Raw genomic sequence first — 23,741 nt, 5'->3', positions numbered from 1 at the left:
CACTGGAAAACGGGGTCCGCTGTGCGGTTCAGAAGGTCGGTTGAAACAGGTGGGCGGTCAGGCGGGTTGGGCACTCACGATCACCGGGATCTGTTCAAAACTGCGCACATCCACCAGCCCCAGATCGGAAATCCGCAACTCGGGGATCACCACCAGCGCCAGCAGCGAATGCTGCATATAGGCGTTGTTGAGGCTGCAGCCGCAGGTCTCCATTGCCTCCATCATCTTCTGCGCCTTTGCAGCAACTTCGGTGGCGGGGCTGTCGGACATCAGCCCGGCAATGGGCAGCTCCACCAATGCCAGTTCGGCGCCATCGCGGAAAATGGAGATGCCGCCGCCGACCTCGGCCAGGCGATTGGCGGCCAGCGCCATCTGGTCGCGGTCTGTGCCGACGACAATCATATGATGGCTGTCATGCGCCACGGTGGAGGCCATCGCCATCCGTCCATTGTACCCAAAACCAGAGACAAAGGCGTTGGTTACACCGCCCGTCGCACGGTGCCGTTCCACCAATGCGATCTGGCAGACCTCCTGGTTGCCCTCAACCAGCCCGTCGACCACAGGCAGCTCTGCCTGTAGCGCCTTGGTTGGGGCTTGGTTCTCCACGACACCGATCACATTCGCAGTCACGGCATTGGCGCCGTCCGGCGCGCTGATTTCGAAATCCGCCGCACTCAACTCATGCCCCAGATGCACCGTGCCCCGTGCACTGTCGGGCCAGTCCAGATGCGGGCAATCCACGGTGATCTGACCATCCTTGGCAACAATCTGACCACGAGCCATCACCACCTCAATCGGCAGGGTTTTGAGGTCGGATGTCAGGATCACATCGGCGCGCCGCCCCGGTGTGAGGGAGCCGATATCCCGCTCCAGCCCGAAATGTGTCGCGGTGTTGATCGTCGCCATCTGCAAAGCGATGACCGGATCACAGCCACAGTCGATGGCGTGGCGCACCACCCGGTTCATATGGCCATCATTGACCAATGTGCCGGAATGGCAGTCGTCGGTACACAGGATGAAGTTGCGCGGATCCAGCCCCTTCTCGGTGATTGCGGTGATCTGCGCCTCAACGTCGTACCAGGCCGATCCCAGCCGCACCATCGCGCGCATCCCCTGCCGCATCCGGGCGATGGCATCCGCCTCGCAGGTGCCCTCGTGGTCATCTGCCGGACCGCCCGCCACATAGGCTGCGAAATCCGGCCCCAGATCAGGGGAGGCGTAATGCCCGCCCACGGTTTTGCCCGCGCGTTGTGTCGCCGCGATCTCCGCCAGCATCTTCGGATCCCCCGCCGCCACGCCGGGGAAATTCATCATTTCGCCCAGGCCGATAATCCCCGGCCAGCTCATCGCTTCGGCGACATCCTCGGGTGAAATTTCATAGCCGGTGGTCTCCAACCCCGGCGCGGAGGGCGCGCAGCTGGGCATCTGGGTGAAGATATTGACCGGCTGTAACAGCGCCTCGTCATGCATCAGACGCACACCTTCCAACCCCAACACATTGGCGATCTCATGCGGGTCGGTGAACATTGATGTCGTGCCGTGCGGGATCACTGCACGGGTGAATTCTGCGGGGGTCAGCATCCCGGATTCAATATGCATATGCGCATCGCAGAGGCCGGGGACCATATAGCGCCCATCGGCTTCAATCACCTCGGTGTCAGGACCGGTGCAATAGCTCGCGTCGGGACCGACATAGGCGATGCGCCCTGCAACGATGGCGATGTCATGATCGGGCAGTTGTTCGCGGGTGTGAACATTGACCCAGATCCCCTTGCGGATCACCGTATCCGCAGGGCGGCGACCTGCCGCGACTTCGATCAATTGGGGGGCAACGTCGGGCCAGCTTGGGAATGCGATATCTGTCATGGCCCAATTGTTCTGATAACCCGGGCAAGCGCAAGGCCTCTTAACTGCGAGCGCAAACAATAGCTGCTTTTTGCAAAACAAGAAGACCGCTGCCGGGAGCCGCCAATGCTATCTTCGGGCGGCGCGCAGGGCGCGCGGCGTGGTCGCAAAGGCGCTGCGAAAGGCGCGGGTCAACGCGCTGGGATCCTCATATCCGCAGCGTAACGCAATCTCGGCGACACTAAAATCAGTCTCTAGTACGAGGCGTTTCGCCTGCTTTAGCCGCAGATGTCGATAAAGCGCCTGCGGTGTCGTGCCCAGTTCGCTCTGCGTGCGGCGCGCCAGATCCCGCAGGCTGCGCCCTGCCTGCCGTGCCACGTCCTCCAGCGGCAGTGGCGTTTCCAGATTGGCCTCCATCGCCCGGATGGCCCGGGCCACGGAGGTGCTGCGCACAGGGGCTGACCGGCTGCTCCCGGTTTGGCTTTCGCTTAGAAACAGGGCTGCCACATCCAGCCGCAACGCTTGCCCGTGCTGCTGTGCAATCATGTCGAGGACCCCGTCAAAGGCCGCCATGGCGCCGGAGCAGGTCAGCCGGTCACGATCCCAAAGAAACCGATGTGTCTCCGCCTGAACCGCCGGAAACATGTCGGCAAAAGCCTCCAGTTCCGAGCTGTGAATGGTGGCGCGATAGCCATCCAGCAGCCCGGCCGCCGCCAGCAGCCAGGCGCCCGTGTCAAACCCTGCCAGAACGTCATAGCGTTGCTCTGCCGCCCGCAACCCCCGCGCGGTGGCCTCAGTTGCGTGGCGCAGATAGTCATAGCTGGGCATCGCAATCAGCATATCGCCCTCGGCCTTGCGCAGCGGCATCTGCGCGGTGACCTCCATGCGGGCAGACGACATCGCGGTGCCGCCGTCCACCGTAACGAACCGCCAGGAATACACCTGCCGCCCGGAAAAGCTGTTCGCCGCACGCAGCGGCTCAACCGTATTGGCGAGGCAGTGGCCGGAGAACTGATCAAACAGCAGCAGGTCGATCTGCTGCGGTGCGGCGTGAGGTTTCTTCCAATTTGGCATGAAAATGTCCGTTTCTGCACGATAGCAGCCTCTCCCAGCCCTAGGCTCGGGTCAAGAGCAACGCAGAAAGCCACCAAAGGGGGGAGCGGAAATGCAATTTGGCCTGTCCGAAGAACAGTCGATGATCGTGGACACCACACGCGCCTTTGTCACCAAGGAGCTTTATCCGCATGAACTGGAGGTGGAGCGCAGTGGCCATTTGCCAATGGAGCTGGTGCGCGAGATCCAAGCCAAGGCGATTGAAGCCGGATTATATGCCGCCAATATGCCTGAGGAGGTCGGCGGTGCAGGCCTCGATACGCTGACATGGCTGCTCTATGAAAAGGAGCTAGGCCGCGCCAATTATGCCCTGCATTGGACCTGCGTTGCGCGCCCGTCGAACATCCTTCTGGCGGGCACCGAGGAGCAGAAAGAGAGATATCTCTACCCCTGCATCCGAGGCGAAAAATGGGACTGTCTGGCGATGACAGAACCAGGTGCCGGTTCCGATCTGCGCGGCATGACCGCCACCGCCCATCGCGATGGCGATGACTTCATTCTGAACGGCACCAAGCATTTCATCAGCCACGCGGATATCGCCGATTTCGCCATCGTGTTTATGGCCACCGGTGAGGAGGACACCCCGCGCGGGCCCAAGAAGAAAATCACTGCCTTCTTCGTTGATAAAGGCACGCCAGGTTTCACCATCCGCGATGGCTACCGCAATGTGAGCCACCGAGGCTACACCAATGCGGTGCTGGAATTCGACGATTGCCGCCTGCCCAAATCTGCGGTTCTGGGTGAGGTCGACAAAGGTTTTGATGTGGCCAACACTTGGCTGGGCGCCACCCGGCTGCAGGTGGCCGCGACCTGTATCGGACGGGCAGAACGCGCGCTGGATCATGCGATCTCCTATGCCGCTGAACGTCGCCAGTTCGGCCAGCAGATCGGTAAATTCCAGGGCGTTTCTTTCAAACTGGCAGATATGGCAACGGAGCTGAAGGCCGCGAACCTTCTGACTTGGGAGGCCGCCTGGAAGTTTGATCAGGGCAGTGTGACCGAAGCCGATATGTCGATGGCCAAACTCAAGGCCACGGAGATGCTCGCCATGGTGGCGGATGAGGCGATCCAGATCCATGGCGGTATGGGGCTGATGGATGAGCTGCCACTGGAACGCATCTGGCGCGACGCGCGGGTGGAACGGATCTGGGAAGGGACCAGTGAAATCCAACGCCATATCATCAGCCGCGAGTTGCTGCGTGCGAGGGGAGGGTGATGACGGGCAGGCATGGTGCTGTCCCCGTCATGCGGCAGGGGTGTCAGCAGCCGGGTCCATTTCGCCGAAGGCATCCTTACTTCAGACTGATCGGGAGCATCCGTGATGAGGCGTGATTTCAACAGGCTGTTCCGCCCCCGCACAATCGCCGTTATCGGCGGTGGGGCCTGGTGCCGCCAGGTGATCCAGCAGCTGCAGAAGATGGGATTTACGGGTGAGATCTGGCCGGTTCACCCCAAGGCAACGGAGCTTTGCGGTTTGCCGGTTTTTGCCTCTGTCGAGGCTCTGCCTGCAGCCCCTGATGCAAGTTTCATTGGGGTCAACAGATACGCAACCGTTGAAGTTGTGGCCGCCCTTTCCCGGTCCGGAGCCGGGGGCGCCGTCTGTTTTGCGTCCGGTTTTCTTGAGGCGCAGAAAGAGGCATCTGACGCCGCTGATCTGCAGCAGGATTTGCTACAGGCGGCTGGTGATATGCCAATCCTTGGCCCGAATTGCTATGGGTTCATCAACTATCTGGATGGCGCCCTGCTTTGGCCGGATCAGTATGGCGGTGCACAGGTCGCGCAGGGTGTCGCCGTTCTCACCCAAAGCTCCAATATCGCCATCAATCTGACCATGCAGGCGCGTGGGCTGCCAATAGCCTATATGATCACCGTTGGAAATCAGGCGCAGAGCGATATGGCGGAGATCGCGCGGGGCCTGCTGGAGGATCCTCGTGTCACCGCCATTGGCCTGCATATTGAAGGTATCCGTGATCTGCGCGCGTTTGAGGCGCTGGCGCAGGAGGCCGCCGCCTGTGGCAAGCCGATTGTGGCGCTGAAGGTGGGGCGCTCGGATCAGGCCCAGGCTGCGACCCTGTCGCATACCGCATCGCTGGCGGGACAGGAGGCAGGGGCGGCAGCCTTCCTGCGGCGCTGTGGCATTGCGCGGGTCGATGATTTGCCAGTGTTCTTGGAAACGCTGAAAATTCTGCATGTGCTTGGTCCCCGACGGGGATCACAGGTTGCTACGATCAGTTGTTCCGGTGGGGAGGCCAGCCTCGCCGCGGATCTGGGACAGGCGCAGGGCGTCACCTTTCCGCCGCTGTCCGACGGGCAGCATCAAGCGCTGCGGGCCGCACTTGGGCCTATGGTGGCGCTGGCCAATCCCCTGGACTATCACACCTACATCTGGCGCGATGTGCCTGCGATGACACAGGCGTTCAGTGCGATGGTTAATCCTGATCTGGATCTGTTGATGCTGATTGTGGATTTCCCACGCGAGAATCGATGTAGCGCCGCAGATTGGGAGTGCGCAATTGAGGCCGCCGTGGCCACGCGGATGCACACTGGCGCTCCTTTGGCCATGGTTGCGACACTGCCCGAACTTATGCCTGAAGAGATCGCGGACCGCCTGCTCGCAGCGGGGGTGGTGCCGCTTTGTGGTCTGCGGGAGGCAATGAGCGCCACGGTAGCCGCCAGCCAGATCGCAAGCCCGTCGGATGTGCCTGCGCTCCTGCCCCGGTCGGACCCTGATGGGGTGATCTCTGACATAGCGCTTGTGCCGGAAGGCATCGCCAAACAGCGCCTGGCCGCAACCGGTCTGCGCATTCCACGGAGCTGTCGTTTGTCCCGCGAAACGCTGGATGAAACCCTGGCTGCGGCAACATCCGAAGTTGGCTTCCCCCTTGTATTGAAGGCCGAAGGCCTTGCCCACAAAAGCGAAGCTGGCGCGGTGCGCCTTGCCCTTGGATCACAAGAGGCTGTCGTCGACGCCGCGCGGGAGATGCCGGGAGATCAACTGCTGCTGGAGGAGATGATCACCGGGACGGTTGCGGAACTGCTGATCGGGGTGACGCGCGATCCGGCACATGGGTTTGTGCTGACGCTGGGTGCCGGTGGTGTGTGGACCGAGCTGCTGGAGGACAGCGTGTCGCTGCTGCTGCCGGTCAGCGACACCATGCTGGAGGCGGCGCTGGATCAACTGCGGATCACCCGGTTGCTTGACGGGTATCGCGGTGCCCCGGCAGCAGATCGTCCGGCTGTTCTGCGGGCGGTGCGGGCGGTGGAACGCTATGTGCTTGCCCATTCGGACACAGTTGAAGAAATTGAAATCAACCCGCTGATTTGTACGCCCAGTGACGCCATTGCGGTGGACGCGCTGCTGCGAGAGAAGGAATTGACCTATGACTGATACCCCCATCCGGACACGCCGCGACGGCGCTATTCTGGAAATCACACTGGATCGGCCGAAGGCCAACGCCATTGATCTGAAAACCAGCGTTGCCATGGGCGAGGTGTTTCGGGAGTTTCGCGATGATCCTGAACTGCGTGTGGCGATTCTGACCGGCGGCGGTGAGAAATTTTTCTGCCCCGGTTGGGATCTGAAAGCGGCGGCCGACGGAGATGCGGTTGACGGCAATTATGGTGTTGGCGGTTTCGGCGGGCTGCAGGAGCTGCGCGATATGAACAAGCCGGTGATCGCCGCCGTGAACGGTATCGCCTGCGGTGGCGGGCTGGAACTGGCGCTGTCGGCGGATATGATCCTTGCCGCAGATCACGCCACCTTTGCGCTGCCGGAAATTCGCTCCGGCACGGTGGCGGATGCCGCCTCGATCAAATTGCCCAAACGCATTCCCTATCACATCGCCATGGAGCTGTTGCTGACGGGACGTTGGTTTGATGCTGAAGAGGCCCATCGCTGGGGCTTGGTGAATGAAATCGTAGCGGCGGATCAGCTGTTGGACCGTGCCTGGGAATTGGCCCGCCTGCTCGCGTCAGGCCCGCCGCTGGTTTACGCCGCAATCAAGGAGATCGTCCGCGACGCTGAGGATAGCAAATTTCAGGACGCCATGAACCGCATCACCAAACGCCAGCTGCGCAGTGTTGATGTGCTCTATGACAGTGAGGACCAGATGGAAGGCGCGCGGGCCTTTGCCGAGAAACGGGATCCGGTCTGGAAGGGCCGCTAAGAAGGGGCGTGATCCGGTGTTCGAGGTCCTCTGCGGCGATGAACGGCGGGGAGTTTTGGATGGCCGGCACGCCCGCCCGCTTCGGGTGACCTGATGGTCCCCCTGTGCCGTTGGGCGTGGCGCTGCGCCCTATGGCGCAGCGGGTCCCGCAACATATCAGACCGAATCGTGGATCACGGGTATCGTACGCGCTGGCGCTAGACCTTGGAAAACAAAGCAATCAGTGCCGTGTCCGCGCTATGGGCGCCGGTCGCCTTGGCACCGTAGATGGCGACCTCGGGCAGGGTCAGGTTGCGGATCCAGCCCCCGTCCTGCAACCGCTCCAATGCTGAGGCAAAGCCGGACCGGGCTGAGAACCGCGCATTCACAGCCAGCGCAAACACCGCGCCGGGTCGCGCAAGGCGCAGCAGGCCCGGCAGCACCTCAGGGCCAACATGGCCATGGGTGAAGGTGCCAGAGGAAACCACCCCGGCATAAGCGGCACGCGGCACCGGCACGCCTACCGTCAGATCCGCCTCGATTACATCGCGGTAGACATCTTTGCGCAGCGCCTGGGCCAGCATCTCGGGACTGATATCCGTGGCATCAATCGGCGCGATCCCGCGCCTGTTCAGCGCCACGCCACATAGTCCTGTGCCCGCCCCGACGTCCAGAACCGGGCCATATCCCTCCGCTGCGGCAAACAGCCCGGCCACCTGATCCGGCAGGATATAGCCCGTCTCTTGTGCAAAGCTTTGGTCGTAACTTTCGGCCCAGTCGGCATAGAGCTGCCGGGAATGGTCCGGCGTCTCCAGCTCATAGGCTGTGGTCAGGGTGATCGGTTTTTCCGCCATGGACACAGGAAATGCGGTTTTGGCCGTTGAATCAACCCTTGCACCCAAGAAGAGCCGCGCGCATCTATGAGCCATGACAAAAACGCTGCTCTGTCTTGGATTTGGCTATACCGCCCGCGCATTGGCTCCCCGGCTGCTTCAGGCCGGTTGGCGCGTGATCGGCACCACCCGGTCGGTCGAAGATGCGGTGCCGGTGCCCGGTGTCGACCTGATCACCTGGCCTGGTGTGCCTCTGTCGCTTGACGGGGTGACGCATATCCTGTCGTCGGTAGGACCGACCGAGGCGGGGGATCCGGTGCTGGCAGAGCTGGCGGATGCGCTGGCAGCCGCCGCCCATGGCGATACTTTGGAGTGGGTCGGCTACCTCTCCACCACCGCTGTCTATGGTGATCATGATGGCGCCTGGGTGGATGAGGACACTGCCGTCACCCCCTCCAGTCAACGCGGTCGCTGGCGCGCCGCCGCTGAGACGGGTTGGCAGGCCATTCCCGATCTGCCGCTGCATATCTTTCGCCTCGCCGGGATCTACGGCCCCGGTCGCGGTCCCTTTGCCAAGCTGATGGCCGGGAAGGCGCGGCGTATCGTGAAACCGGGGCAGGTGTTCTCGCGCATCCATGTGGATGACATCGCGCAGGTTCTCGCCGCCTCAATTGCGCAGCCCAATCCCGGCGCAGTTTACAACCTTTGTGATAATGACCCGGCCCCGCCGCAGGATGTGCTGGGCTTTGCCGCCGAGCTGCTGGGCCTGCCAGTCCCTGCCGAGGTCCCTTTCGATGAGGCCGGCATGACCCCCATGGCGCGCAGTTTCTACGGCGAAAACAAACGCGTTGCCAATCAGCGCATCAAGGAAGATCTGGGGGTGGAGCTGCACTATCCCACCTACCGCGAAGGCCTCCGCGCCGTCCGCGCCGCCGAAGATCTGGAGACCTTCGTCCCCCCGCCGGAGACGACGGGTGTTTAAGCCCGCTTCTCTCCAATCGACGCCACGCCCAGAACCTCCAGAACCTTGGCTTCGATCTGCGGTGCGTTCATGGCGGCGACATTGTACATATCCGCCGGGCTGGCCTGATCGATGAAAGTATCGGGCAGCACCATGGAACGATACTTCAGCCCACTGTCAAAGATGCCCTCTTCGGCCAGGAGCTGCGCCACGTGGGAGCCAAAGCCGCCCACCGCGCCTTCCTCAATGGTGATCAGCGCCTCATGGTCTGCGGCGAGCTTCAGGATCATGTCTCGGTCCAGCGGCTTGGCAAAGCGGGCGTCGGCAATCGTCGGGGTGATGCCCTTTGCGCTTAGCGCCTCGGCGGCTTTCCTGACCTCACCCAGACGGGTGCCAAAGGACAGGATCGCCACGCGTTTGCCCTCTTGGATCATGCGCCCCTTACCGATCTCCAGCACCTCGGGCGCCTCCGGCATATCGACGCCTTCGCCCTCACCACGCGGATAGCGGAAGGCGATGGGGCCGTCATCATAGGCCGCGGCCGTGGCCGTCATGTGGGCCAGTTCGGCCTCATCGGCGGCGGCCATCACCACCATGCCGGGCAGGTTGGCCATATAGGCAATGTCGAAACTGCCCGCATGGGTCGCCCCATCCGCCCCCACCAGACCGGCGCGGTCGATGGCAAAGCGTACCGGCAGGCGCTGGATCGCCACGTCATGCACCACCTGATCATAGCCGCGCTGCAGGAAGGTGGAATACATCGCACAGAACGGTTTCATCCCGCCCGCCGCAAGCGCGGCGGCGAAGGTCACGCCATGCTGTTCTGCAATACCGACGTCGAAGGTGCGCGACGGGTAACGTTCAGCCATCAGGCTCAGACCGGTGCCATCGGGCATCGCGGCGGTGACGGCGCAAATTTTATCATCCTCGGCTGCCAGCCTCACCAGTTCCTTGCCAAAGACGGAGGTATAGGAGGGCGCGTTGGAGGGCGCTTTCTTCTGCTCGCCCGTCACCAGGTCAAATTTGGCAGTGGCATGACCTTTGTCACGGGCGGCCTCAGCGGGGGCATACCCCTTGCCCTTCTTGGTCAGCACATGGATCAGGATCGGACCGGTGGCGCGGGCCTTCACGGTGCGCAGCACCGGCAGCAGCTGGTCCATATCATGGCCATCAATCGGCCCGAGGTAGGAAAAGCCCAAGCTTTCAAACAAGGTGCCACCTACCGCCATGCCCTTCAGCATATCTTTGGCGCGCTTGGCCCCCTCGCGGAACGGCTCCGGGAGCAGGGATGCAGCGCCCTTGGCCACCGCTTTCAGCTCCTGAAATGGTTCTTCGGCATAGAGGCGCGACAGATAGGAGGACAGCGCGCCCACCGGTGGGGCAATCGACATCTCATTGTCGTTCAGAATGACAATCAGCCGCTTGCCCAGATGGCCGGCATTGTTCATCGCCTCAAACGCCATGCCAGCCGACATCGAGCCATCGCCGATCACCGCAATCGCATCGCCCAGCCCCTCGGGCACCACACCGCCCAGGTCGCGCGCCACGGCAAAGCCAAGCGCCGCGCTGATCGAGGTGGAGCTATGCGCCGCCCCAAAGGGATCAAAAGGCGATTCACAGCGTTTGGTAAACCCGCTCAGCCCGTCCTTCATCCGCAGGGTGCGAATGCGGTCGCGTCGGCCTGTCAGGATCTTGTGCGGATAGCACTGGTGCGAGACATCCCAGATGATTTTATCGCGTGGCGTGTCAAACACCGCATGCAGCGCGGTGGTCAGCTCCACGACCCCCAGTCCGGCGCCCAGATGGCCACCGGTGACGGAGACGGCGGAAATCGTTTCCTGGCGCAACTCCTGGGCAACCTGCGTCAGCTGCGCATCGCTCAAGGATTTCAGATCTGCCGGGCGGGTGATCTGATCCAGAAGGGGGGTCTGAGGCCGGTCTGACATGGCAGCTCCTTGGGCGTGTTGCTTTGGCGGTGCACGCATTGTGCGGCTCAGCTATCGCGCGAGATAACGAAGCGCGCGGCGTCCTTCAAGGTTTCTGCGGCATCGCCATAGGGGGTCAGCGCCTCACAGGCCTGTTCCATCAGGGCGCTGGCGCGTGTTTTTGCGGCGTCCAGTCCCAATAGCGACACAAAGGTGGCTTTGCCCGCATCAGCATCTTTACGGACGGCTTTGCCAACCTTGGCCGCGTCGCCTTCCACATCCAAGATGTCATCTGCGATTTGAAAAGCAAGGCCAAGCGCATCGGCATAGCGTCGCAGCGGGGTCTCATCTGCCCCGGCCATCACGGCACCCGCAGTAGCGGACCAGGAGATGAGACAGCCGGTCTTACGGTTTTGCAGCTGCGTGATCTGTTCCAGATCCAGCGGCGTGGTGGCGGTTTCTGCAGCGATATCCAGCATCTGCCCAGAGACCATCCCATCCTTGCCAGAGGCTTGCGCCAGACCACGGATCAGCGGCAGCGCCTGCGGGCCGATCCTGGGGTTGGCGAGCAGCTCAAACGCAAATGTCTGCAGGCTGTCGCCTGCCAGCACCGCCATCGCCTCGTCCCATTTTTTGTGAACGGTGGGCTGACCGCGGCGCAGATCGTCATCATCCATGCAGGGCAGATCATCATGCACCAACGAGTAGGCGTGAATACATTCGATCGCCAGTGCCGCCTCTAGCGCGGCCTCCTCAGTGATGCCATGCAGGCGGGCGCTCTCCAGCACCAGAAACCCGCGCAGCATCTTGCCGCCGGTGACGGCATAGCGCATCGCAGCGTGCAGCGCATCGCCGCCGCCGAGCCGCGCATCCATATGCGCTGTGATCCGGGTCTGCGCGTCCTTCAACGCCTGCGCAAAGGGGCGCGCAGTACTGTGGTGTTGCGCGGTGGCATCTGCGGCAGCAGCCATGGGTCAGCCAGCATCCAGAGGCTGGGTGCCGGTCGGCGTGCCCTTGGCATCCAGCGTGATCGCCGCCACTTTTTCCTCGGCCCGCTTCAGCTCATCCTCGCAGCGTTTCTTCAGCTTGGCCCCACGGTCATAGAGCGCGATGGAGGCATCCAGCGCCACATCGCCACGTTCCAGCTGGTCCACCACGGTTTCAAGCGCGCGCATCGCCTGTTCAAAGCTCAGCTCTTCAACAGGGGTCTCGTTGGATGTGTCGGTCATGTGCCTGCCTCTATCAATTCTTCCACATGGGCTTTGGCCGCTGCGGCCAGCGCGTTCAGATCATATCCCCCCTCCAAAGTCGAGACGATACGACCACCGCACAGCTCTGCCGCCAATGTGCAGAGTTCGCGGGTCAACCAGCGGAAATCCTCTGTGCTCCACATCAGTTCTGCCAGCGGGTCGTCCTGATGGGCGTCAAATCCGGCCGAAACTATGATCAGCTCCGGTTTGAAGGCCCGCAACCGGGGGAAGGCCTGATCGACATAGGCTGCTTTCATCTGCACGCCGCCTGATCCGGGCGGCAATGGCAGGTTCAGGATCTGGCCGTGGGCGCCATCTTCCTCCGGTCGGCCTGATCCGGGCCAAAGCGGCATCTGCTGGCTGGACATGAACAGCGCGCGGGGCTCATCCCACAATAGATCCTGCGTACCATTGCCGTGATGCACATCGAAATCCACCACGGCCACACGGGCCAGACCGTGGTGATCCAGGGCATGTTTGGCCGCCAGCGCGGCATTGCCGAACAGGCAAAACCCCATGGCAGTGTCGGTTTCCGCGTGATGGCCGGGCGGGCGCACGGCGGCAAAGGCATTCTGGACTTCGCCGCTGACAACCAGATCCACCGCCCGCACCGCTGCCCCCGCTGCGCGAAACGCCGCATCCAGCGAGCCCGGTGACAGGAACGTATCGCCATCAATCTGCCCAAACCCCTCCTGCGGCAGCGCCCGGCGCAGATCCGCGAGATAGCTGGCCGGGTGAATGCGCAGGATATCATCCTCTGCCGCCATCGGTGCGGTCACCCGGCGCAGCTCCAGTCCTTCAAGCGCATGCAGCACATGTTCCAGTCGGGCCACCCGTTCGGGGTGGCCGTCAGGTGTGACATGGGTCAGGCAATCAGCATGGGTGATCAAGGCAGTCGTCATGAGGCGTCCCCGTTTCTTCTGGCCGCTTCTTCTGGCCACAAATATCCCCGCCGGAGGCTCAAAATACCGTGCAGCGGTTCCCGGCCCTGAGGCTTAGTCCGGTGCCAGCATATAGCCCGCACCGCGCACCGTCTGCAGATATTGCGGCTGTTTCGGATTGGGTTCGATCTTGCGCCGCAGGCGGGTGATCTGAACGTCCACCGCCCGTTCCTGCGCCTGCCCTCGATCACGGCCCAGATCCTCGACCAGTTTGGTGCGGCTCACCGGTTCGCCCGGACAGGCGGAAAAGATCTTCATCAGTTGGTTTTCGGTGCCGGTCAGGCGGATCAGCTCCTCGCCCTGCCACATCTCGCCGCGTTCAATATCATAGCGGATTGGCCCCAGATGCAGCACCTTGGGGGCGGCCTCGCTGGCGGCCGGCTCCGGCATCCGCCGCAGGATCGCGTTGATCCGCAACAGCAGCTCCTTGGGTTCAAACGGTTTGGCCAGATAATCATCCGCGCCCGCTTCCAGCCCTTCGATGCGGTCTTCGGTCTCTCCCTTCGCTGTCAAAAGCAGGATCGGTGTGGCGATGGTTTCGCGCAGCGACCGGGTGAGAGAGATCCCATCCTCGCCCGGCATCATCACATCCAGCACAATCAGATCGAAATCCAGCCCCGACAGCACCCGCCGGGCATGGGCCGCATCGCGCGCGGCGGTGACCAGAAATCCGGCCCTCATCAGGAATTTCTTCAGCAGGCCACGGATGCGCTCATCATCATCGACAATCAGCAGATGGGAATCGAACTGGGTCATGTGCCACTCTCCCGCAGCTTGGCGTAGGCGCGGCGCATATCGGCATCCATCATCGCCTCCAGCACCCGTTTGAAGCCCTGAACCGCTTCCGGTCCGGCATCCTTATACGCGGTGCGCATCCGGGCGCGCTGGGCATCCGACAGGGTCGCCTCTAATGCGCGCCCCTTATCGGTCAGGAACAAATGCCGTTCCCGTTTGTCGGTGACCCCAACCCGGCTCTCGACCAGACCGTCGCCGATCAGCGCCCGGAGCACGCGATTGAGCGATTGTTTGGTCACCCCGAGAATGGACAGCAGGTTGTTCACCGTCGTGCCCGGTGCGCGATTGATGAAGTGGATGGCCCGATGGTGCGCCCGGCCATAGGCCATCTCCGCCAGGATCCGATCCGGGTCTGCGGTAAATCCGCGATAGGCAAAGAACATCGCCTCGATGCCCTGCCGCAACTGCTCATCCGTCAGAAACAGCAGGCTTTCGCCGCCAAATCCCTGCCCCGGTCGCCCTTCTGCCATGGGTCTCTCCCTGTTGTGCTGGGGTCATTTTAAGTCAGCGTTGTTGACATTCCAAGTCCGAAGATGTATCGAATCGCAGGTTTAGCGCAATATTATGTCCGAACCGGTCATATGCGGCGCAACTTATGAAAATTCGGCGAGACATTAGGAGGTGCGCCATGGCTGGGTATGATGATCGGGACGGTTTGATCTGGATGGATGGTGAGATGGTCAACTGGCGCGATGCCAAGGTCCACATCCTCAGCCACGCCATGCATTACGCCTCCTCCGTCTTTGAGGGCGAGCGGGCTTATAACGGCAAAATCTTCAAAAGCCGCGAACATTCCGAGCGGTTGATCGCCTCGGCCGAGGCGCTGGATATGCCGATGCCCTACACCGTCGATCAGATCGAAGCGGCGAAGGAGGAAACCCTCAAGGCCTCCGGTCTGCAGGATGCCTATGTGCGCGCGGTTGTGTGGCGTGGCTCGGGCGAGGATATGGGTGTCGCATCGGCGAAAAACCCGGTGCGCATGGCCATCGCGGTCTGGGGCTGGGGCGCCTATTATGGCGACGCCAAGATGCAGGGCGCCAAGCTGGATATCGCGGAGTGGAAACGCCCAAGCCCGGAAACCATCCCGGTGCACGCCAAGGCGGCGGGCCTCTACATGATCTGCACCATCTCCAAGCACAAGGCTGAGGCCAAGGGCTGCTCGGATGCGCTGTTCATGGACTATCGCGGCTATGTGGCGGAGGCGACCGGCGCCAATATCTTCTTCGTGAAGGACGGCGAGGTTCACACGCCGACACCCGACTGTTTCCTGAACGGCATCACCCGTCAGACCGTGATCGGCATGCTGAAGGATCGCGGCATCACCGTGCATGAGCGTCACATCATGCCGGAAGAACTCGACGGGTTTGAGCAATGCTGGCTGACCGGCACCGCGGCAGAGGTCACCCCCGTTGGCCAGATCGGTCCGCACAGCTTTGAGGTGGGGGAACTGACCCAAGACATTGCCAAGGCTTACGAGGAACTGGTGCGTAGCTGATCATCCAGCCGTTTCAGGTCTAGTTAAAATGAAAAGGCGCGGAGGTAACTCCGCGCTTTTTCCGTATGCGCCCAGCCCCTGCGTGCAGGGACCGGATGTGCATCAAACCGGGTCTCAGACCAGTTCAGTTGTGACGGTCACATTGCCGCGGACAGCGTTGGAATAAGGACAGATCTTGTGGCCTGCCTCGGTCACGGCCTGTGCCTCCTCGGGGGAGAGGCCGGGCAGCGCCACCTTCAGCGCGACCGTCAGGCCAAAACCGCCCTCGTCACGCGGACCGATGCCCACCTCGGCGTGGACCGACACATCATTCGGGACCTTGGCCAGGCTGTCATCCTGCGTGGTCGCAAATTTCATTGCGCCAATATAGCAGGCCGCATAGCCGGCTGCGAACAGCTGCTCGGGGTTGCTGCCGTTGCCGCCGCCACCCATCTCCTTGGGCGGATCCAGATCAAAGCTGAGGTCGCTGTCGTGAATGCTGGCCTTGCCATCGCGGCCACCGGTTGCAGTGGCTGATGCGGTATAGACGGGGGAGACGCTCATGGCGGGATCCTTTCCTGGGTCACTGTCGGAGTTATTTATGTCGTGTGCGATATAAATGGGTCTCCTTGGGTCAACGTCAAGTCCTTGCAGATGGATCGTGCGCGATTTAAATTATACTCATGACCAATGCGCCGCCTCCTGACATCCCGGATACGCCGGACCTTTTGTGTTTTGCCATCTATTCGGCAAATCATGCGTTGACCCGGCTTTACCGTCCTTTGCTGGCGCCTTTAGGGCTGACCTATCCGCAATATCTGGTGCTGATCTCGCTCTATCATGCCGACGGGCAGACCGTCGGCGCATTGGGCCAGCGGCTGGATCTGGAAACCAATACGCTGACGCCCTTGCTGAAACGGATGGAGGTGGCGGGTTTCCTGTCCCGGGTCCCCAACCCAGAGGATGACCGCAGCCGATTGGTCCAGCTCAGCGCAAAGGGCCGGGATCTTGCGGTGCAGGCAGGCGAGATCACCGCCTGCGCGGTTGAGGAGATGGGCGGCGATCTTCAGGATATTCTGGACCTGCGCGACCGGGTCAATGCGCTGCGGGCACAAATGGTGGCCAAGTAGAGCGCAGCTTACCCCTTGGGATCGCTGACGGACCGCGCCTTGCCACGTTCCAGCCCCAACCGGCTTTCACGCCAGATCACCAGCACATTGCCGGCAATCACCAGTCCGGCGCCGATCAGCATCACCAGCGTCGGCAGCTCGTTGAACCAGATGTAACCCAAGAGGATAGCAAACAGCATCGAGGAATAGTCATAGGGTGCCAGCATGGAAGCGGGCGCAAAACGGTAGGAGGATGTGACAAGGATCTGCGCCACGCCCCCGACCAGACCCGCACCGATCAAGAGTGCCAGCGTGGTTGGATCAGGCCAGACCCAGCCAAACGGCAGCGTGCACAGCGACAGGAGCGAGGCGGTGAGCGAAAAATAGAACACGATGGCGGCGGTATGCTCCGTCATCACCATGCGGCGGATGTGGATCTGCACCAGTCCACGCGCCATCGTGGCGATGAGGATCAGGATGGCGCCGATAGTCGCCGTATCCCCCAGATCGCCACTGCCCAATCGCGGCCAGAGCATCACAAGAACGCCAATCAACCCGATGGTCACGGCGCTGATTCGGATCAGCCTGATCCGCTCGCCCAGCAACAGGGCCGCCAGAATGAGTGTGAAGATCGGGGTGGCATAGCCAATCGCCGTGACCTCGGGCAGCGGCAGCATTCCCAGCCCCATGAAGGTCATGCCCATCGCAGTTGTGCCCAGAATGCCGCGCAGGAAATGCTTGCCCGGATGGGTCGTTCGCAATCCGCGCGCCAGTTCGCCCCGCATGGACAGCCAGACGAGAATAACCGGAATGGCAAAGAAGGAGCGGAAAAACACCGCTTCACCGGCGGGCACCACGTCGGAGGTCGCCTTGATAATCGCCGACAGCCCGGTGAACAGGGCAATCGCGGCCAGTTTCAGCGCGATGGCGCGGCCGGGTTGATGCGATGTTAAGGATTTGACCATGGCCAGACCCTGCGCCGCCGCGTCGAAAAGTGCAACGGGTTGATTTTCCCGCCCGGCTTTGTCCAAGGTCACGCAGCACCGCAATCATCTGTCACCCGCTGCAAGGAGCCCTCCGAATGTATGACGCCAATCCGCTGATCTGCCACCTGCGTGCGGCGTCCCTGGGGCGCGAGGACGCCCTGTTTGCCACCCGTCCCGGCGCGGATCCGGTCAGCTATGGCGATCTCTTTGCGGGGGCGGAGCGTATGGCAGCCGCACTTGTTTCACGTGGAGTCGCGCCGGGCGATCGTGTGGCTGTGCAGGTGAATAAATCCCTTGCGGCACTCCAGCTCTATCTGGGAACGGTGATGGCGGGGGCGGGGTTTCTGCCGCTCAACCCCGCCTATACCGATGCTGAGGTTGCCTATTTCATCGGGGATGCCACGCCATCTGTGTTTGTCTGTGATCCTGCGCGGCTGGACGGGGTGCAGGGGGTGGCAGGAAGGGCGCATCTTCTGACGCTGGATGGGGCGGGGCAGGGCAGTCTAGCGGATCTGGCGACAGGCCAGAGTGGGTTTGACCCGGTCGCGCGCGCGCGCTCCGATCTGGCGGCGATCCTTTATACCTCGGGCACCACCGGGCGCTCCAAGGGGGCGATGCTCAGCCATGAAAATCTCTATTCCAACTCACTGACCTTGCGCGATTACTGGCAGTTCACCGCTGAGGATGTGTTGATCCACACCCTGCCGATCTTTCACACGCATGGGCTGTTTGTGGCGACCAACGTGGCGCTTCTGGCAGGCGCGCAGGTGGTGCTGCTGCCCGGTTTCGATGCGGAGGCGATTTTGGCAGCGATGCCAACATCTACCGCGCTGATGGGGGTGCCGACCTTCTATACGCGGCTCTTGGCGGATGCACGGCTGACCCCGGATCTGGCGGCCAATATGCGGCTGTTCATTTCTGGCTCGGCGCCGCTGCTGGTGGAGACCCACGAGCAATGGCAGGCCCGCACCGGTCACCGTATTCTGGAACGCTACGGGATGACGGAAACCAATATGAGCACCTCCAACCCTTATGAGGGCGAACGGATTGCAGGCACCGTTGGCCCCGCATTGCCGGGGGTGGAGGCGCGGGTGACACTGGACAATACGGAAATCCCGCTGGGCGAAATCGGTGTGCTGGAAGTGCGCGGCCCGAATGTCTTCCAAGGCTACTGGCAGATGCCGGAGAAAACCGCCGAGGAGCTGCGCCCGGATGGCTGGTTCATCACCGGTGACCTCGCCAAGATCGACAGCAACGGCTACGTCACCATCGTGGGCCGGGAAAAGGATCTGGTGATCTCCGGCGGCTTCAATGTCTACCCGAAGGAGGTCGAGACGCTGATCGACGATCTGCCGGGAGTGCTCGAAAGTGCGGTGATCGGCGTGCCGCATCCCGATTTCGGCGAGGCGGTTGTGGCTGTGGTGGTCCCGATTGGGGAGGGCACCGATGCGGCAACCATCCAAGCGGCGCTGTCAAAACATCTCGCGAAGTTCAAACGGCCCAAACACATCGCGCTGATGGAGGAACTGCCGCGCAACACCATGGGCAAAGTGCAGAAAAAAGCGCTGCGCGAAACATTCGCCCAGCTATTTACCTGACTGAAGAAGGTGCCGCCGTCTCGCGTCTGACATCGCAGGCGAGACGGCGATCGGATCAACCGCCGATGTGGCCTTGGTTCTCCCCCACCTGACCGCGATGCAGCAACAGGTGGTCCAGGATCACGCAGGCCATCATCGCCTCTGCCACCGGCACCGCGCGGATGCCAACACAGGGATCATGGCGGCCTTTGGTGATGACCTCGGCAGCGCTGCCATCCTTGCGGATTGACTGGCGCGGCGTCAGGATCGAGGAGGTGGGTTTCACCGCAAAGCGCACCACGACATCCTGCCCGGTGGAAATGCCACCCAGAATGCCGCCCGCATGGTTCGACGAATAGACTGGCTGGCCATCCTCGCCGAGGAAGATCTCATCAGCGTTTTCGGAGCCTTTGAGGACCGCCGCATTCATGCCTTCGCCGATTTCGACGGCTTTGACGGCGTTGATCGACATCATCGCTGCGGCCAGATCGGTGTCCAGTTTGCCATAGATCGGCGCGCCTATGCCTGCGGGCACGCCGCGGGCCACAACCTCAATCACCGCGCCGACGGACTCGTGATCCTTGCGCAGCGCCTGCAGGTAATCTTCCCAGTCCTGCACCGCAGCAGCATCGGGGATCCAGAAATCATTCTGGTCGATGGCGTCCCAGTCAAACCGGCTGCGGTCGATTTCCATCTCCCCCATGCGGGTCATGTAGCCTTTGATCTCCAGTCCGGGGACCAGCGCCTTGATCGCTTCCCGTGCCACACCGCCGGCCGCAACACGGGCTGCGGTTTCGCGGGCTGAGGACCGGCCACCCCCGCGGTAGTCGCGGTTGCCGTATTTCTGGAAATACGTGATGTCCGCATGGCCGGGGCGGAAGGTCTGGGCGATCTCGCCATAATCCTTGGAGCGCTGATCGGTGTTTTCGATCATCAGCTGGATCGGCGTGCCGGTCGATTTCCCCTCGAACACACCGGAGAGGATTTTGACCGCGTCCGGTTCGTTGCGCTGGGTCATATTCTTGTTCTGACCGGGGCGGCGCTTGTCCAGCCACTGCTGCAGCATTTCAGGCTCAATCGCCACATTCGGCGGGCAGCCATCAACCGTCGCACCCAAGGCGGGTCCGTGGCTTTCGCCCCAAGTGGTGACGCGGAACAAATGGCCAAAGCTGTTGATCGACATGGGCGCGGTCTCCTTTGCGAGATTGCTTAGCGGGGGAGGGCGGCTCTCTCAAGGGGTTTCCGGTTTGCGACGCGGGTTTCGAGGCGCTGCCCTCGCCACCCGTTGGGCGACTCCTCCGGGATGTTTCTTGCCAAAAGATGGGGTGAGTTAACCCGGCAGAAAGGACAGGCAGACTCCCCCAATGTTTCGCGTGCGAAACAATTGGTCAGCCCTTCTGTCGTTCTTTGAGCATATGTAACACCGCAATCGCTTGTCTTTCGCGGGTCTGCCGCTTAGGGTCCGCGCCACCTCGGGGTGCGCCTTCGGCGCTGAGATCACACCCGTAGAACCTGAACCGGCTAGAACCGGCGGAGGGAAGGTATGGACTGGCTCCTCCCTTGCCCCTCGTCGCGATGGAGGATGCCATGAAACATCTTGTACTTGCAGCGGGGCTGCTGGGCGCAACGGCAGCCTATGCCGATACGCCTGAATTGATTGTCTACACCTACGACAGCTTTGTCTCTGACTGGGGACCGGGTCCGGCCGTCGAGAAAGCCTTTGAGGCGACATGCGGCTGCGATCTGAAGCTGGTCGGCGCAGGCGACGGCGCGGCGCTGCTGGCGCGGGTGAAGCTGGAAGGCGCGCGGTCTGACGCTGATGTGGTGCTGGGGCTGGATACCAATCTGACTGCGGCGGCCAAGGAGACGGGCCTGTTTGCGGATCATTCGGTCAGTGCCGATTATGCGCTGCCCTTCGCCTGGGAAGACGCCACTTTCGCCCCTTATGACTGGGGGTATTTCGCATTTGTGCATAAGGCCGATGCTGTCGCGCCGCAGAACTTTGGCGAACTGGCTGCGAGCGATCTGAAAATCGTCATTCAGGATCCGCGTTCGTCTACGCCGGGTCTGGGATTGTTGATGTGGGTGAAGGCTGCCTATGGCGACAAGGCGCCTGAGGTTTGGGACGGGTTGGCGGATAACGTGCTGACCGTGACCAAGGGCTGGTCGGAGGCCTATGGTCTGTTCTTGGAGGGTGAGGCGGATATGGTGCTGTCCTACACCACCTCGCCCGCCTATCACCTGATCGCCGAGGAAGACGCCAGCAAGGCGGCAGCGGTGTTTGACGAAGGTCACTACATGCAGGTCGAAGTTGCCGGGAAGCTGGCGAACAGCGATCAGCCGGAGCTGGCGGATCAGTTCCTCGCCTTCATGGTCAGTGACGCGTTCCAGTCGGTGATCCCGACCACCAACTGGATGTATCCGGCAGTGACCCCGGCGGAGGGTTTGCCCAAAGGGTTTGAGACCCTGGTGTCGCCAGAAAAATCACTGCTGCTGAGCGAAGACGAGGCGGCGGCGCTGCGCGATGTGGCGTTGGATGAATGGCTGACCGCGCTCAGCCGTTAAGATCCCGCTGGGGTCTGGGCGTCGCTGCCTGTGTGGCGGCGCTGATCCTTGGTGCGCTGGCCGCAGTGGTCTGGCGTGCCGAGGTGGGGCGGGGCATCGGTCCTGCCGATTGGGCTGCAATCCGGTTTACCCTGATGCAGGCTGTTCTCTCCGCCCTGTTCAGCGTGGTGCTCGCCGTTCCGGTGGCGCGCGCGCTGGCGCGACGGCGGTTTGTCGGGCGACGTGTGCTGATTGCCCTCATGGGTGCGCCGTTTATCTTGCCGGTGATCGTGGCAATCCTTGGCATTCTTGCGGTGTTTGGCCGTTCGGGCTGGCTGAGCGATGTGCTGGGCCTGTTCGGGTTTGAACCGCTGCAGATCTATGGGTTGCACGGGGTTGTGCTGGCGCATGTGTTTTTCAATCTGCCACTGGCGACGCGGTTGATCCTGCAGGGCTGGCAGGAAATCCCGGCAGAACGGTTTCGTCTGGCGGCGCAGATCAATGCAGATCGCCGGGCGATGTGGCAGCTGCTGGAGGCGCCAATGCTGCGGCAGGTGGTGCCCGGCGCGCTGGCGGTGGTCTTTGCGATCTGCCTGTCGAGCTTTGCCGTGGCGCTGACGCTGGGGGGTGGGCCGCGCGCCACCACCATTGAACTGGCGATCTATCAGGCGTTTCGATTTGATTTCGATCTGGCGCGGGCGGCGCTGTTGTCGGGCGTGCAGCTGTTGTTGACCGGCGCGGCGGCGCTGGTGGCCCTGCGGGTGGCGACGGGCGAGGGGTTTGGTGCCGGATTGGACCGTCCGGTACGGCGTTGGGATGGGCAGGGCGCGCTGGCGCGGGGGCTGGATGGTGCCTGTCTGATTGCGGCGGCGCTGTTTTTACTGTTGCCGCTGAGCGCGATTGTGATTGCGGGTCTGCCGGGCCTGCTGTCGATGGGGGCGTCGGTCTGGCTGGCGGCGGGCAATTCGGTGTTGATTGCAGGGGTGAGCACGTTTGTGCTGCTGGCGATTTCCCTGCCGATGGCGGTGGCCGTGGCGCTGGGCCGGGGTGGGTTGGTGGAGCTGTCGGGCCTGTTGGGGCTGGCGGTATCGCCGCTGGTGATTGGCACCGGCCTGTTTATTCTGATCTATCCGGTGGCGGATCCCTTTGCGCTGGCGCTGCCGGTCACAGCGGTGGTGAATGCCCTGATGTCGCTGCCCTTTGCGCTGCGCATTCTGATCCCGCGGGTGCGGGAGGTGCTGGCGCGCTATGGCCGTCTGTCGCTCTCGCTTGATATGCGCGGCGGGGTGTTTCTGCGCCGGGTGCTGCTGCCCCGTCTGCGCCCGCAGATCGGTTTTGCCGCTGGGCTGGCGGCAGCGTTGTCGATGGGGGATCTGGGCGTGATTGCGCTGTTTGCCGATAGCGAAACCGCGACATTGCCTTTGCAGATCTATCGCCTGATGGGGGCTTACCGGATGGAAGCGGCCTCGGGTGGGGCGCTGTTGCTTTTGTGCCTGTCCATGGGGGCGTTTTACATTCTCGACCGGGGAGGGCGTCGACATGCTGAAACTTGAGAACTGCCTATTGGATAACGGCGGTTTTATCGTGCGTGCGGATCTTGCGATCGAGGCGGGTCACCGGGTGGCGGTGATTGGTCCCTCCGGGGCGGGCAAGACCACCCTGATCGAGGCCATCGCGGGGTTTGTTCCCATCACGGCCGGAACGCTGTCCTGGCAGGGCCGTGCGCTGACCGATGTCTCACCGGGTCAGCGGCCGATTGCGATGCTGTTTCAGGACGGCAATCTGTTTCCGCATCTGAGCGTGGCACAGAACGTGGGGTTGGGGATCCGCCCGAACCTGCGTCTGAGTGTTGACGAACAGGAAAAGGTGCGCGCGGCGATCACACGGGTTGGCCTTCAGGGTATGGAAGAGCGCAAGCCCGCCGCGCTGTCCGGTGGCCAGCAAAGTCGCGTGGCACTGGGTCGCGTGCTGGTGCAGGGGCGTGATCTTCTGCTGCTGGATGAGCCATTTGCGGCGCTGGGGCCAGCGCTGAAGGCGGAGATGCTGGATCTGGTGGCGGACCTGGCGGCAGAGACTGGGGCGACCGTGCTGATGGTCAGCCATGATCCGGCAGATGCGCGCCGGATTGCCGATCAGGTGGTGTTGGTGGCGGATGGCGTGGCCCACCCGCCAGTGGCGACGGCGGAATTGCTGGACAATCCGCCGCCTGCGCTGAAGGCCTATCTGGGATAGGCCCACGCACC

General features: G+C 62.4%; 22 protein-coding genes and 1 riboswitch. Of the genes, 10 read left to right on the top strand and 12 right to left on the bottom strand.

Translation table 11 applies throughout. The annotated features are described in order from the left end of the window. Positions 1-57: 57 nt before the first annotated feature. Positions 58-1,866 carry an adenine deaminase gene (ade, locus tag OO25_RS05830; RefSeq protein WP_040178910.1) on the bottom strand — a complete coding sequence of 603 codons (1,809 nt, stop codon included), beginning with the start codon at positions 1,864-1,866 and terminating at the stop codon, positions 58-60. Between the two features lie 108 nt (positions 1,867-1,974). Beyond that, positions 1,975-2,919, bottom strand: a complete 945-nt coding sequence (locus tag OO25_RS05825; protein WP_040178909.1) for a GlxA family transcriptional regulator — start codon at positions 2,917-2,919, stop codon at positions 1,975-1,977. Positions 2,920-3,010: 91 nt separating this feature from the next. On the opposite strand from OO25_RS05825, the gene OO25_RS05820 reads away from it, so the two are divergent. The 3 genes from OO25_RS05820 (at position 3,011) to OO25_RS05810 (ending at position 7,124) form a co-directional block, all read left to right on the top strand. Then, entirely contained in the window at positions 3,011-4,174 is a 1,164-nt protein-coding gene (locus OO25_RS05820) for an acyl-CoA dehydrogenase family protein (protein WP_040178908.1), read from the top strand. A gap of 105 nt (positions 4,175-4,279) precedes the next feature. Then, entirely contained in the window at positions 4,280-6,346 is a 2,067-nt protein-coding gene (locus OO25_RS05815) for an acetate--CoA ligase family protein (protein ID WP_040178907.1), read from the top strand. Then, the gene (locus tag OO25_RS05810) at positions 6,339-7,124 is read left to right on the top strand and encodes a carnitinyl-CoA dehydratase (protein WP_040178906.1); all 786 of its coding nucleotides are present in this window, start codon (positions 6,339-6,341) and stop codon (positions 7,122-7,124) included. Before OO25_RS05815 ends, OO25_RS05810 begins: the two co-directional genes overlap by 8 nt. A gap of 197 nt (positions 7,125-7,321) precedes the next feature. On the opposite strand, the gene OO25_RS05805 is transcribed toward OO25_RS05810, so the two are convergent. Further along, positions 7,322-7,957, bottom strand: a complete 636-nt coding sequence (locus tag OO25_RS05805) for a class I SAM-dependent methyltransferase (RefSeq protein ID WP_040178904.1) — start codon at positions 7,955-7,957, stop codon at positions 7,322-7,324. Between the two features lie 73 nt (positions 7,958-8,030). Here OO25_RS05805 and OO25_RS05800 point away from each other — a divergent pair, with 73 nt between their 5' ends. After that, positions 8,031-8,918 carry an SDR family oxidoreductase gene (locus OO25_RS05800; RefSeq protein WP_040178902.1) on the top strand — a complete coding sequence of 296 codons (888 nt, stop codon included), beginning with the start codon at positions 8,031-8,033 and terminating at the stop codon, positions 8,916-8,918. Here OO25_RS05800 and dxs read toward each other — a convergent pair. From dxs to OO25_RS05770, 6 genes are all read right to left on the bottom strand, one after another. After that, positions 8,915-10,843 (bottom strand): 1-deoxy-D-xylulose-5-phosphate synthase, encoded by a 1,929-nt coding sequence (gene dxs, locus OO25_RS05795; protein ID WP_040178899.1) that lies wholly within the window; start codon positions 10,841-10,843, stop codon positions 8,915-8,917. The genes OO25_RS05800 and dxs overlap by 4 nt on opposite strands. Before the next feature lie 47 nt (positions 10,844-10,890). Continuing rightward, positions 10,891-11,793: a polyprenyl synthetase family protein gene (locus OO25_RS05790; RefSeq protein ID WP_040178898.1), complete on the bottom strand. Its 903-nt coding sequence runs from the start codon at positions 11,791-11,793 to the stop codon at positions 10,891-10,893. Positions 11,794-11,796: 3 nt separating this feature from the next. Continuing rightward, on the bottom strand, positions 11,797-12,051 hold the full coding sequence (locus tag OO25_RS05785) for an exodeoxyribonuclease VII small subunit (protein WP_040175280.1): 255 nt from the start codon (positions 12,049-12,051) through the stop codon (positions 11,797-11,799). Further along, positions 12,048-12,974, bottom strand: coding sequence for a histone deacetylase family protein (locus OO25_RS05780; protein WP_040178896.1), 927 nt, complete (start codon positions 12,972-12,974; stop codon positions 12,048-12,050). The genes OO25_RS05785 and OO25_RS05780 overlap by 4 nt, the downstream gene beginning before the upstream one ends. Positions 12,975-13,067: 93 nt before the next feature. Then, complete coding sequence (locus OO25_RS05775; protein ID WP_040175285.1) at positions 13,068-13,769, bottom strand: response regulator; 702 nt, start codon at positions 13,767-13,769, stop codon at positions 13,068-13,070. Continuing rightward, positions 13,766-14,278 carry a MarR family winged helix-turn-helix transcriptional regulator gene (locus tag OO25_RS05770; protein ID WP_024098794.1) on the bottom strand — a complete coding sequence of 171 codons (513 nt, stop codon included), beginning with the start codon at positions 14,276-14,278 and terminating at the stop codon, positions 13,766-13,768. The genes OO25_RS05775 and OO25_RS05770 overlap by 4 nt, the downstream gene beginning before the upstream one ends. A 158-nt stretch (positions 14,279-14,436) precedes the next feature. Between OO25_RS05770 and OO25_RS05765 the strand changes: the two genes are divergently transcribed. After that, on the top strand, positions 14,437-15,303 hold the full coding sequence (locus tag OO25_RS05765) for a branched-chain amino acid aminotransferase (RefSeq protein ID WP_040175287.1): 867 nt from the start codon (positions 14,437-14,439) through the stop codon (positions 15,301-15,303). 114 nt (positions 15,304-15,417) lie between these two features. Here OO25_RS05765 and OO25_RS05760 read toward each other — a convergent pair whose 3' ends face one another. Next, entirely contained in the window at positions 15,418-15,846 is a 429-nt protein-coding gene (locus tag OO25_RS05760) for an organic hydroperoxide resistance protein (protein ID WP_040175289.1), read from the bottom strand. 119 nt (positions 15,847-15,965) lie between these two features. On the opposite strand from OO25_RS05760, the gene OO25_RS05755 reads away from it, so the two are divergent. Then, positions 15,966-16,412 (top strand): MarR family winged helix-turn-helix transcriptional regulator, encoded by a 447-nt coding sequence (locus OO25_RS05755; RefSeq protein ID WP_040178894.1) that lies wholly within the window; start codon positions 15,966-15,968, stop codon positions 16,410-16,412. An 8-nt stretch (positions 16,413-16,420) separates the two neighbouring features. Here OO25_RS05755 and OO25_RS05750 read toward each other — a convergent pair whose 3' ends face one another. Continuing rightward, positions 16,421-17,356, bottom strand: coding sequence for a DMT family transporter (locus tag OO25_RS05750; protein WP_040179170.1), 936 nt, complete (start codon positions 17,354-17,356; stop codon positions 16,421-16,423). A 116-nt stretch (positions 17,357-17,472) separates the two neighbouring features. Between OO25_RS05750 and OO25_RS05745 the strand changes: the two genes are divergently transcribed. Next, positions 17,473-18,975 (top strand): malonyl-CoA synthase, encoded by a 1,503-nt coding sequence (locus tag OO25_RS05745; protein WP_040178892.1) that lies wholly within the window; start codon positions 17,473-17,475, stop codon positions 18,973-18,975. A gap of 55 nt (positions 18,976-19,030) precedes the next feature. Here OO25_RS05745 and aroC read toward each other — a convergent pair whose 3' ends face one another. Continuing rightward, complete coding sequence (gene aroC / locus OO25_RS05740; protein ID WP_040178891.1) at positions 19,031-20,137, bottom strand: chorismate synthase; 1,107 nt, start codon at positions 20,135-20,137, stop codon at positions 19,031-19,033. A 280-nt stretch (positions 20,138-20,417) separates the two neighbouring features. Then, positions 20,418-20,510, top strand: a riboswitch (TPP riboswitch). 31 nt (positions 20,511-20,541) lie between these two features. Between aroC and thiB the strand changes: the two genes are divergently transcribed. Genes thiB through OO25_RS05725 form a run of 3 tightly spaced genes read left to right on the top strand, consistent with a single transcriptional unit; the run spans position 20,542 to position 23,730 of the window. Beyond that, positions 20,542-21,519 (top strand): thiamine ABC transporter substrate binding subunit, encoded by a 978-nt coding sequence (gene thiB, locus OO25_RS05735; RefSeq protein WP_040179167.1) that lies wholly within the window; start codon positions 20,542-20,544, stop codon positions 21,517-21,519. Next, positions 21,495-23,051, top strand: a complete 1,557-nt coding sequence (locus OO25_RS05730) for a thiamine/thiamine pyrophosphate ABC transporter permease ThiP (RefSeq protein WP_040178890.1) — start codon at positions 21,495-21,497, stop codon at positions 23,049-23,051. Before thiB ends, OO25_RS05730 begins: the two co-directional genes overlap by 25 nt. Continuing rightward, on the top strand, positions 23,038-23,730 hold the full coding sequence (locus tag OO25_RS05725; RefSeq protein WP_040178889.1) for an ATP-binding cassette domain-containing protein: 693 nt from the start codon (positions 23,038-23,040) through the stop codon (positions 23,728-23,730). Before OO25_RS05730 ends, OO25_RS05725 begins: the two co-directional genes overlap by 14 nt. Positions 23,731-23,741: the final 11 nt, after the last annotated feature.

The organism is Phaeobacter sp. S60 (genome assembly GCF_000826845.1).
In the GTDB taxonomy this organism is placed as follows: Bacteria; Pseudomonadota; Alphaproteobacteria; order Rhodobacterales; family Rhodobacteraceae; genus Phaeobacter; species Phaeobacter piscinae.
Note: the sequence above shows the minus strand (reverse complement) of the source record. Positions and strands in the feature narration are given on the sequence as shown.

Excerpts from the sequence above, each read along its gene's own strand:
- OO25_RS05805 (WP_040178904.1), bottom strand. The coding sequence starts at position 7,957 with ATGGCGGAAAAACCGATCACCCTGACCACAGCCTATGAGCTGGAGACG.
- dxs (WP_040178899.1), bottom strand. The coding sequence starts at position 10,843 with ATGTCAGACCGGCCTCAGACCCCCCTTCTGGATCAGATCACCCGCCCG.
- OO25_RS05780 (WP_040178896.1), bottom strand. The coding sequence starts at position 12,974 with ATGACGACTGCCTTGATCACCCATGCTGATTGCCTGACCCATGTCACA.
- OO25_RS05810 (WP_040178906.1), top strand. The coding sequence starts at position 6,339 with ATGACTGATACCCCCATCCGGACACGCCGCGACGGCGCTATTCTGGAA.
- OO25_RS05755 (WP_040178894.1), top strand. The coding sequence starts at position 15,966 with ATGACCAATGCGCCGCCTCCTGACATCCCGGATACGCCGGACCTTTTG.
- aroC (WP_040178891.1), bottom strand. The coding sequence starts at position 20,137 with ATGTCGATCAACAGCTTTGGCCATTTGTTCCGCGTCACCACTTGGGGC.
- OO25_RS05825 (WP_040178909.1), bottom strand. The coding sequence starts at position 2,919 with ATGCCAAATTGGAAGAAACCTCACGCCGCACCGCAGCAGATCGACCTG.
- OO25_RS05820 (WP_040178908.1), top strand. The coding sequence starts at position 3,011 with ATGCAATTTGGCCTGTCCGAAGAACAGTCGATGATCGTGGACACCACA.
- OO25_RS05745 (WP_040178892.1), top strand. The coding sequence starts at position 17,473 with ATGTATGACGCCAATCCGCTGATCTGCCACCTGCGTGCGGCGTCCCTG.
- OO25_RS05770 (WP_024098794.1), bottom strand. The coding sequence starts at position 14,278 with ATGGCAGAAGGGCGACCGGGGCAGGGATTTGGCGGCGAAAGCCTGCTG.
- OO25_RS05775 (WP_040175285.1), bottom strand. The coding sequence starts at position 13,769 with ATGACCCAGTTCGATTCCCATCTGCTGATTGTCGATGATGATGAGCGC.
- OO25_RS05760 (WP_040175289.1), bottom strand. The coding sequence starts at position 15,846 with ATGAGCGTCTCCCCCGTCTATACCGCATCAGCCACTGCAACCGGTGGC.
- OO25_RS05725 (WP_040178889.1), top strand. The coding sequence starts at position 23,038 with ATGCTGAAACTTGAGAACTGCCTATTGGATAACGGCGGTTTTATCGTG.
- thiB (WP_040179167.1), top strand. The coding sequence starts at position 20,542 with ATGAAACATCTTGTACTTGCAGCGGGGCTGCTGGGCGCAACGGCAGCC.
- ade (WP_040178910.1), bottom strand. The coding sequence starts at position 1,866 with ATGACAGATATCGCATTCCCAAGCTGGCCCGACGTTGCCCCCCAATTG.
- OO25_RS05790 (WP_040178898.1), bottom strand. The coding sequence starts at position 11,793 with ATGGCTGCTGCCGCAGATGCCACCGCGCAACACCACAGTACTGCGCGC.
- OO25_RS05730 (WP_040178890.1), top strand. The coding sequence starts at position 21,495 with ATGGCTGACCGCGCTCAGCCGTTAAGATCCCGCTGGGGTCTGGGCGTC.
- OO25_RS05815 (WP_040178907.1), top strand. The coding sequence starts at position 4,280 with ATGAGGCGTGATTTCAACAGGCTGTTCCGCCCCCGCACAATCGCCGTT.
- OO25_RS05800 (WP_040178902.1), top strand. The coding sequence starts at position 8,031 with ATGACAAAAACGCTGCTCTGTCTTGGATTTGGCTATACCGCCCGCGCA.
- OO25_RS05765 (WP_040175287.1), top strand. The coding sequence starts at position 14,437 with ATGGCTGGGTATGATGATCGGGACGGTTTGATCTGGATGGATGGTGAG.
- OO25_RS05785 (WP_040175280.1), bottom strand. The coding sequence starts at position 12,051 with ATGACCGACACATCCAACGAGACCCCTGTTGAAGAGCTGAGCTTTGAA.
- OO25_RS05750 (WP_040179170.1), bottom strand. The coding sequence starts at position 17,356 with ATGGTCAAATCCTTAACATCGCATCAACCCGGCCGCGCCATCGCGCTG.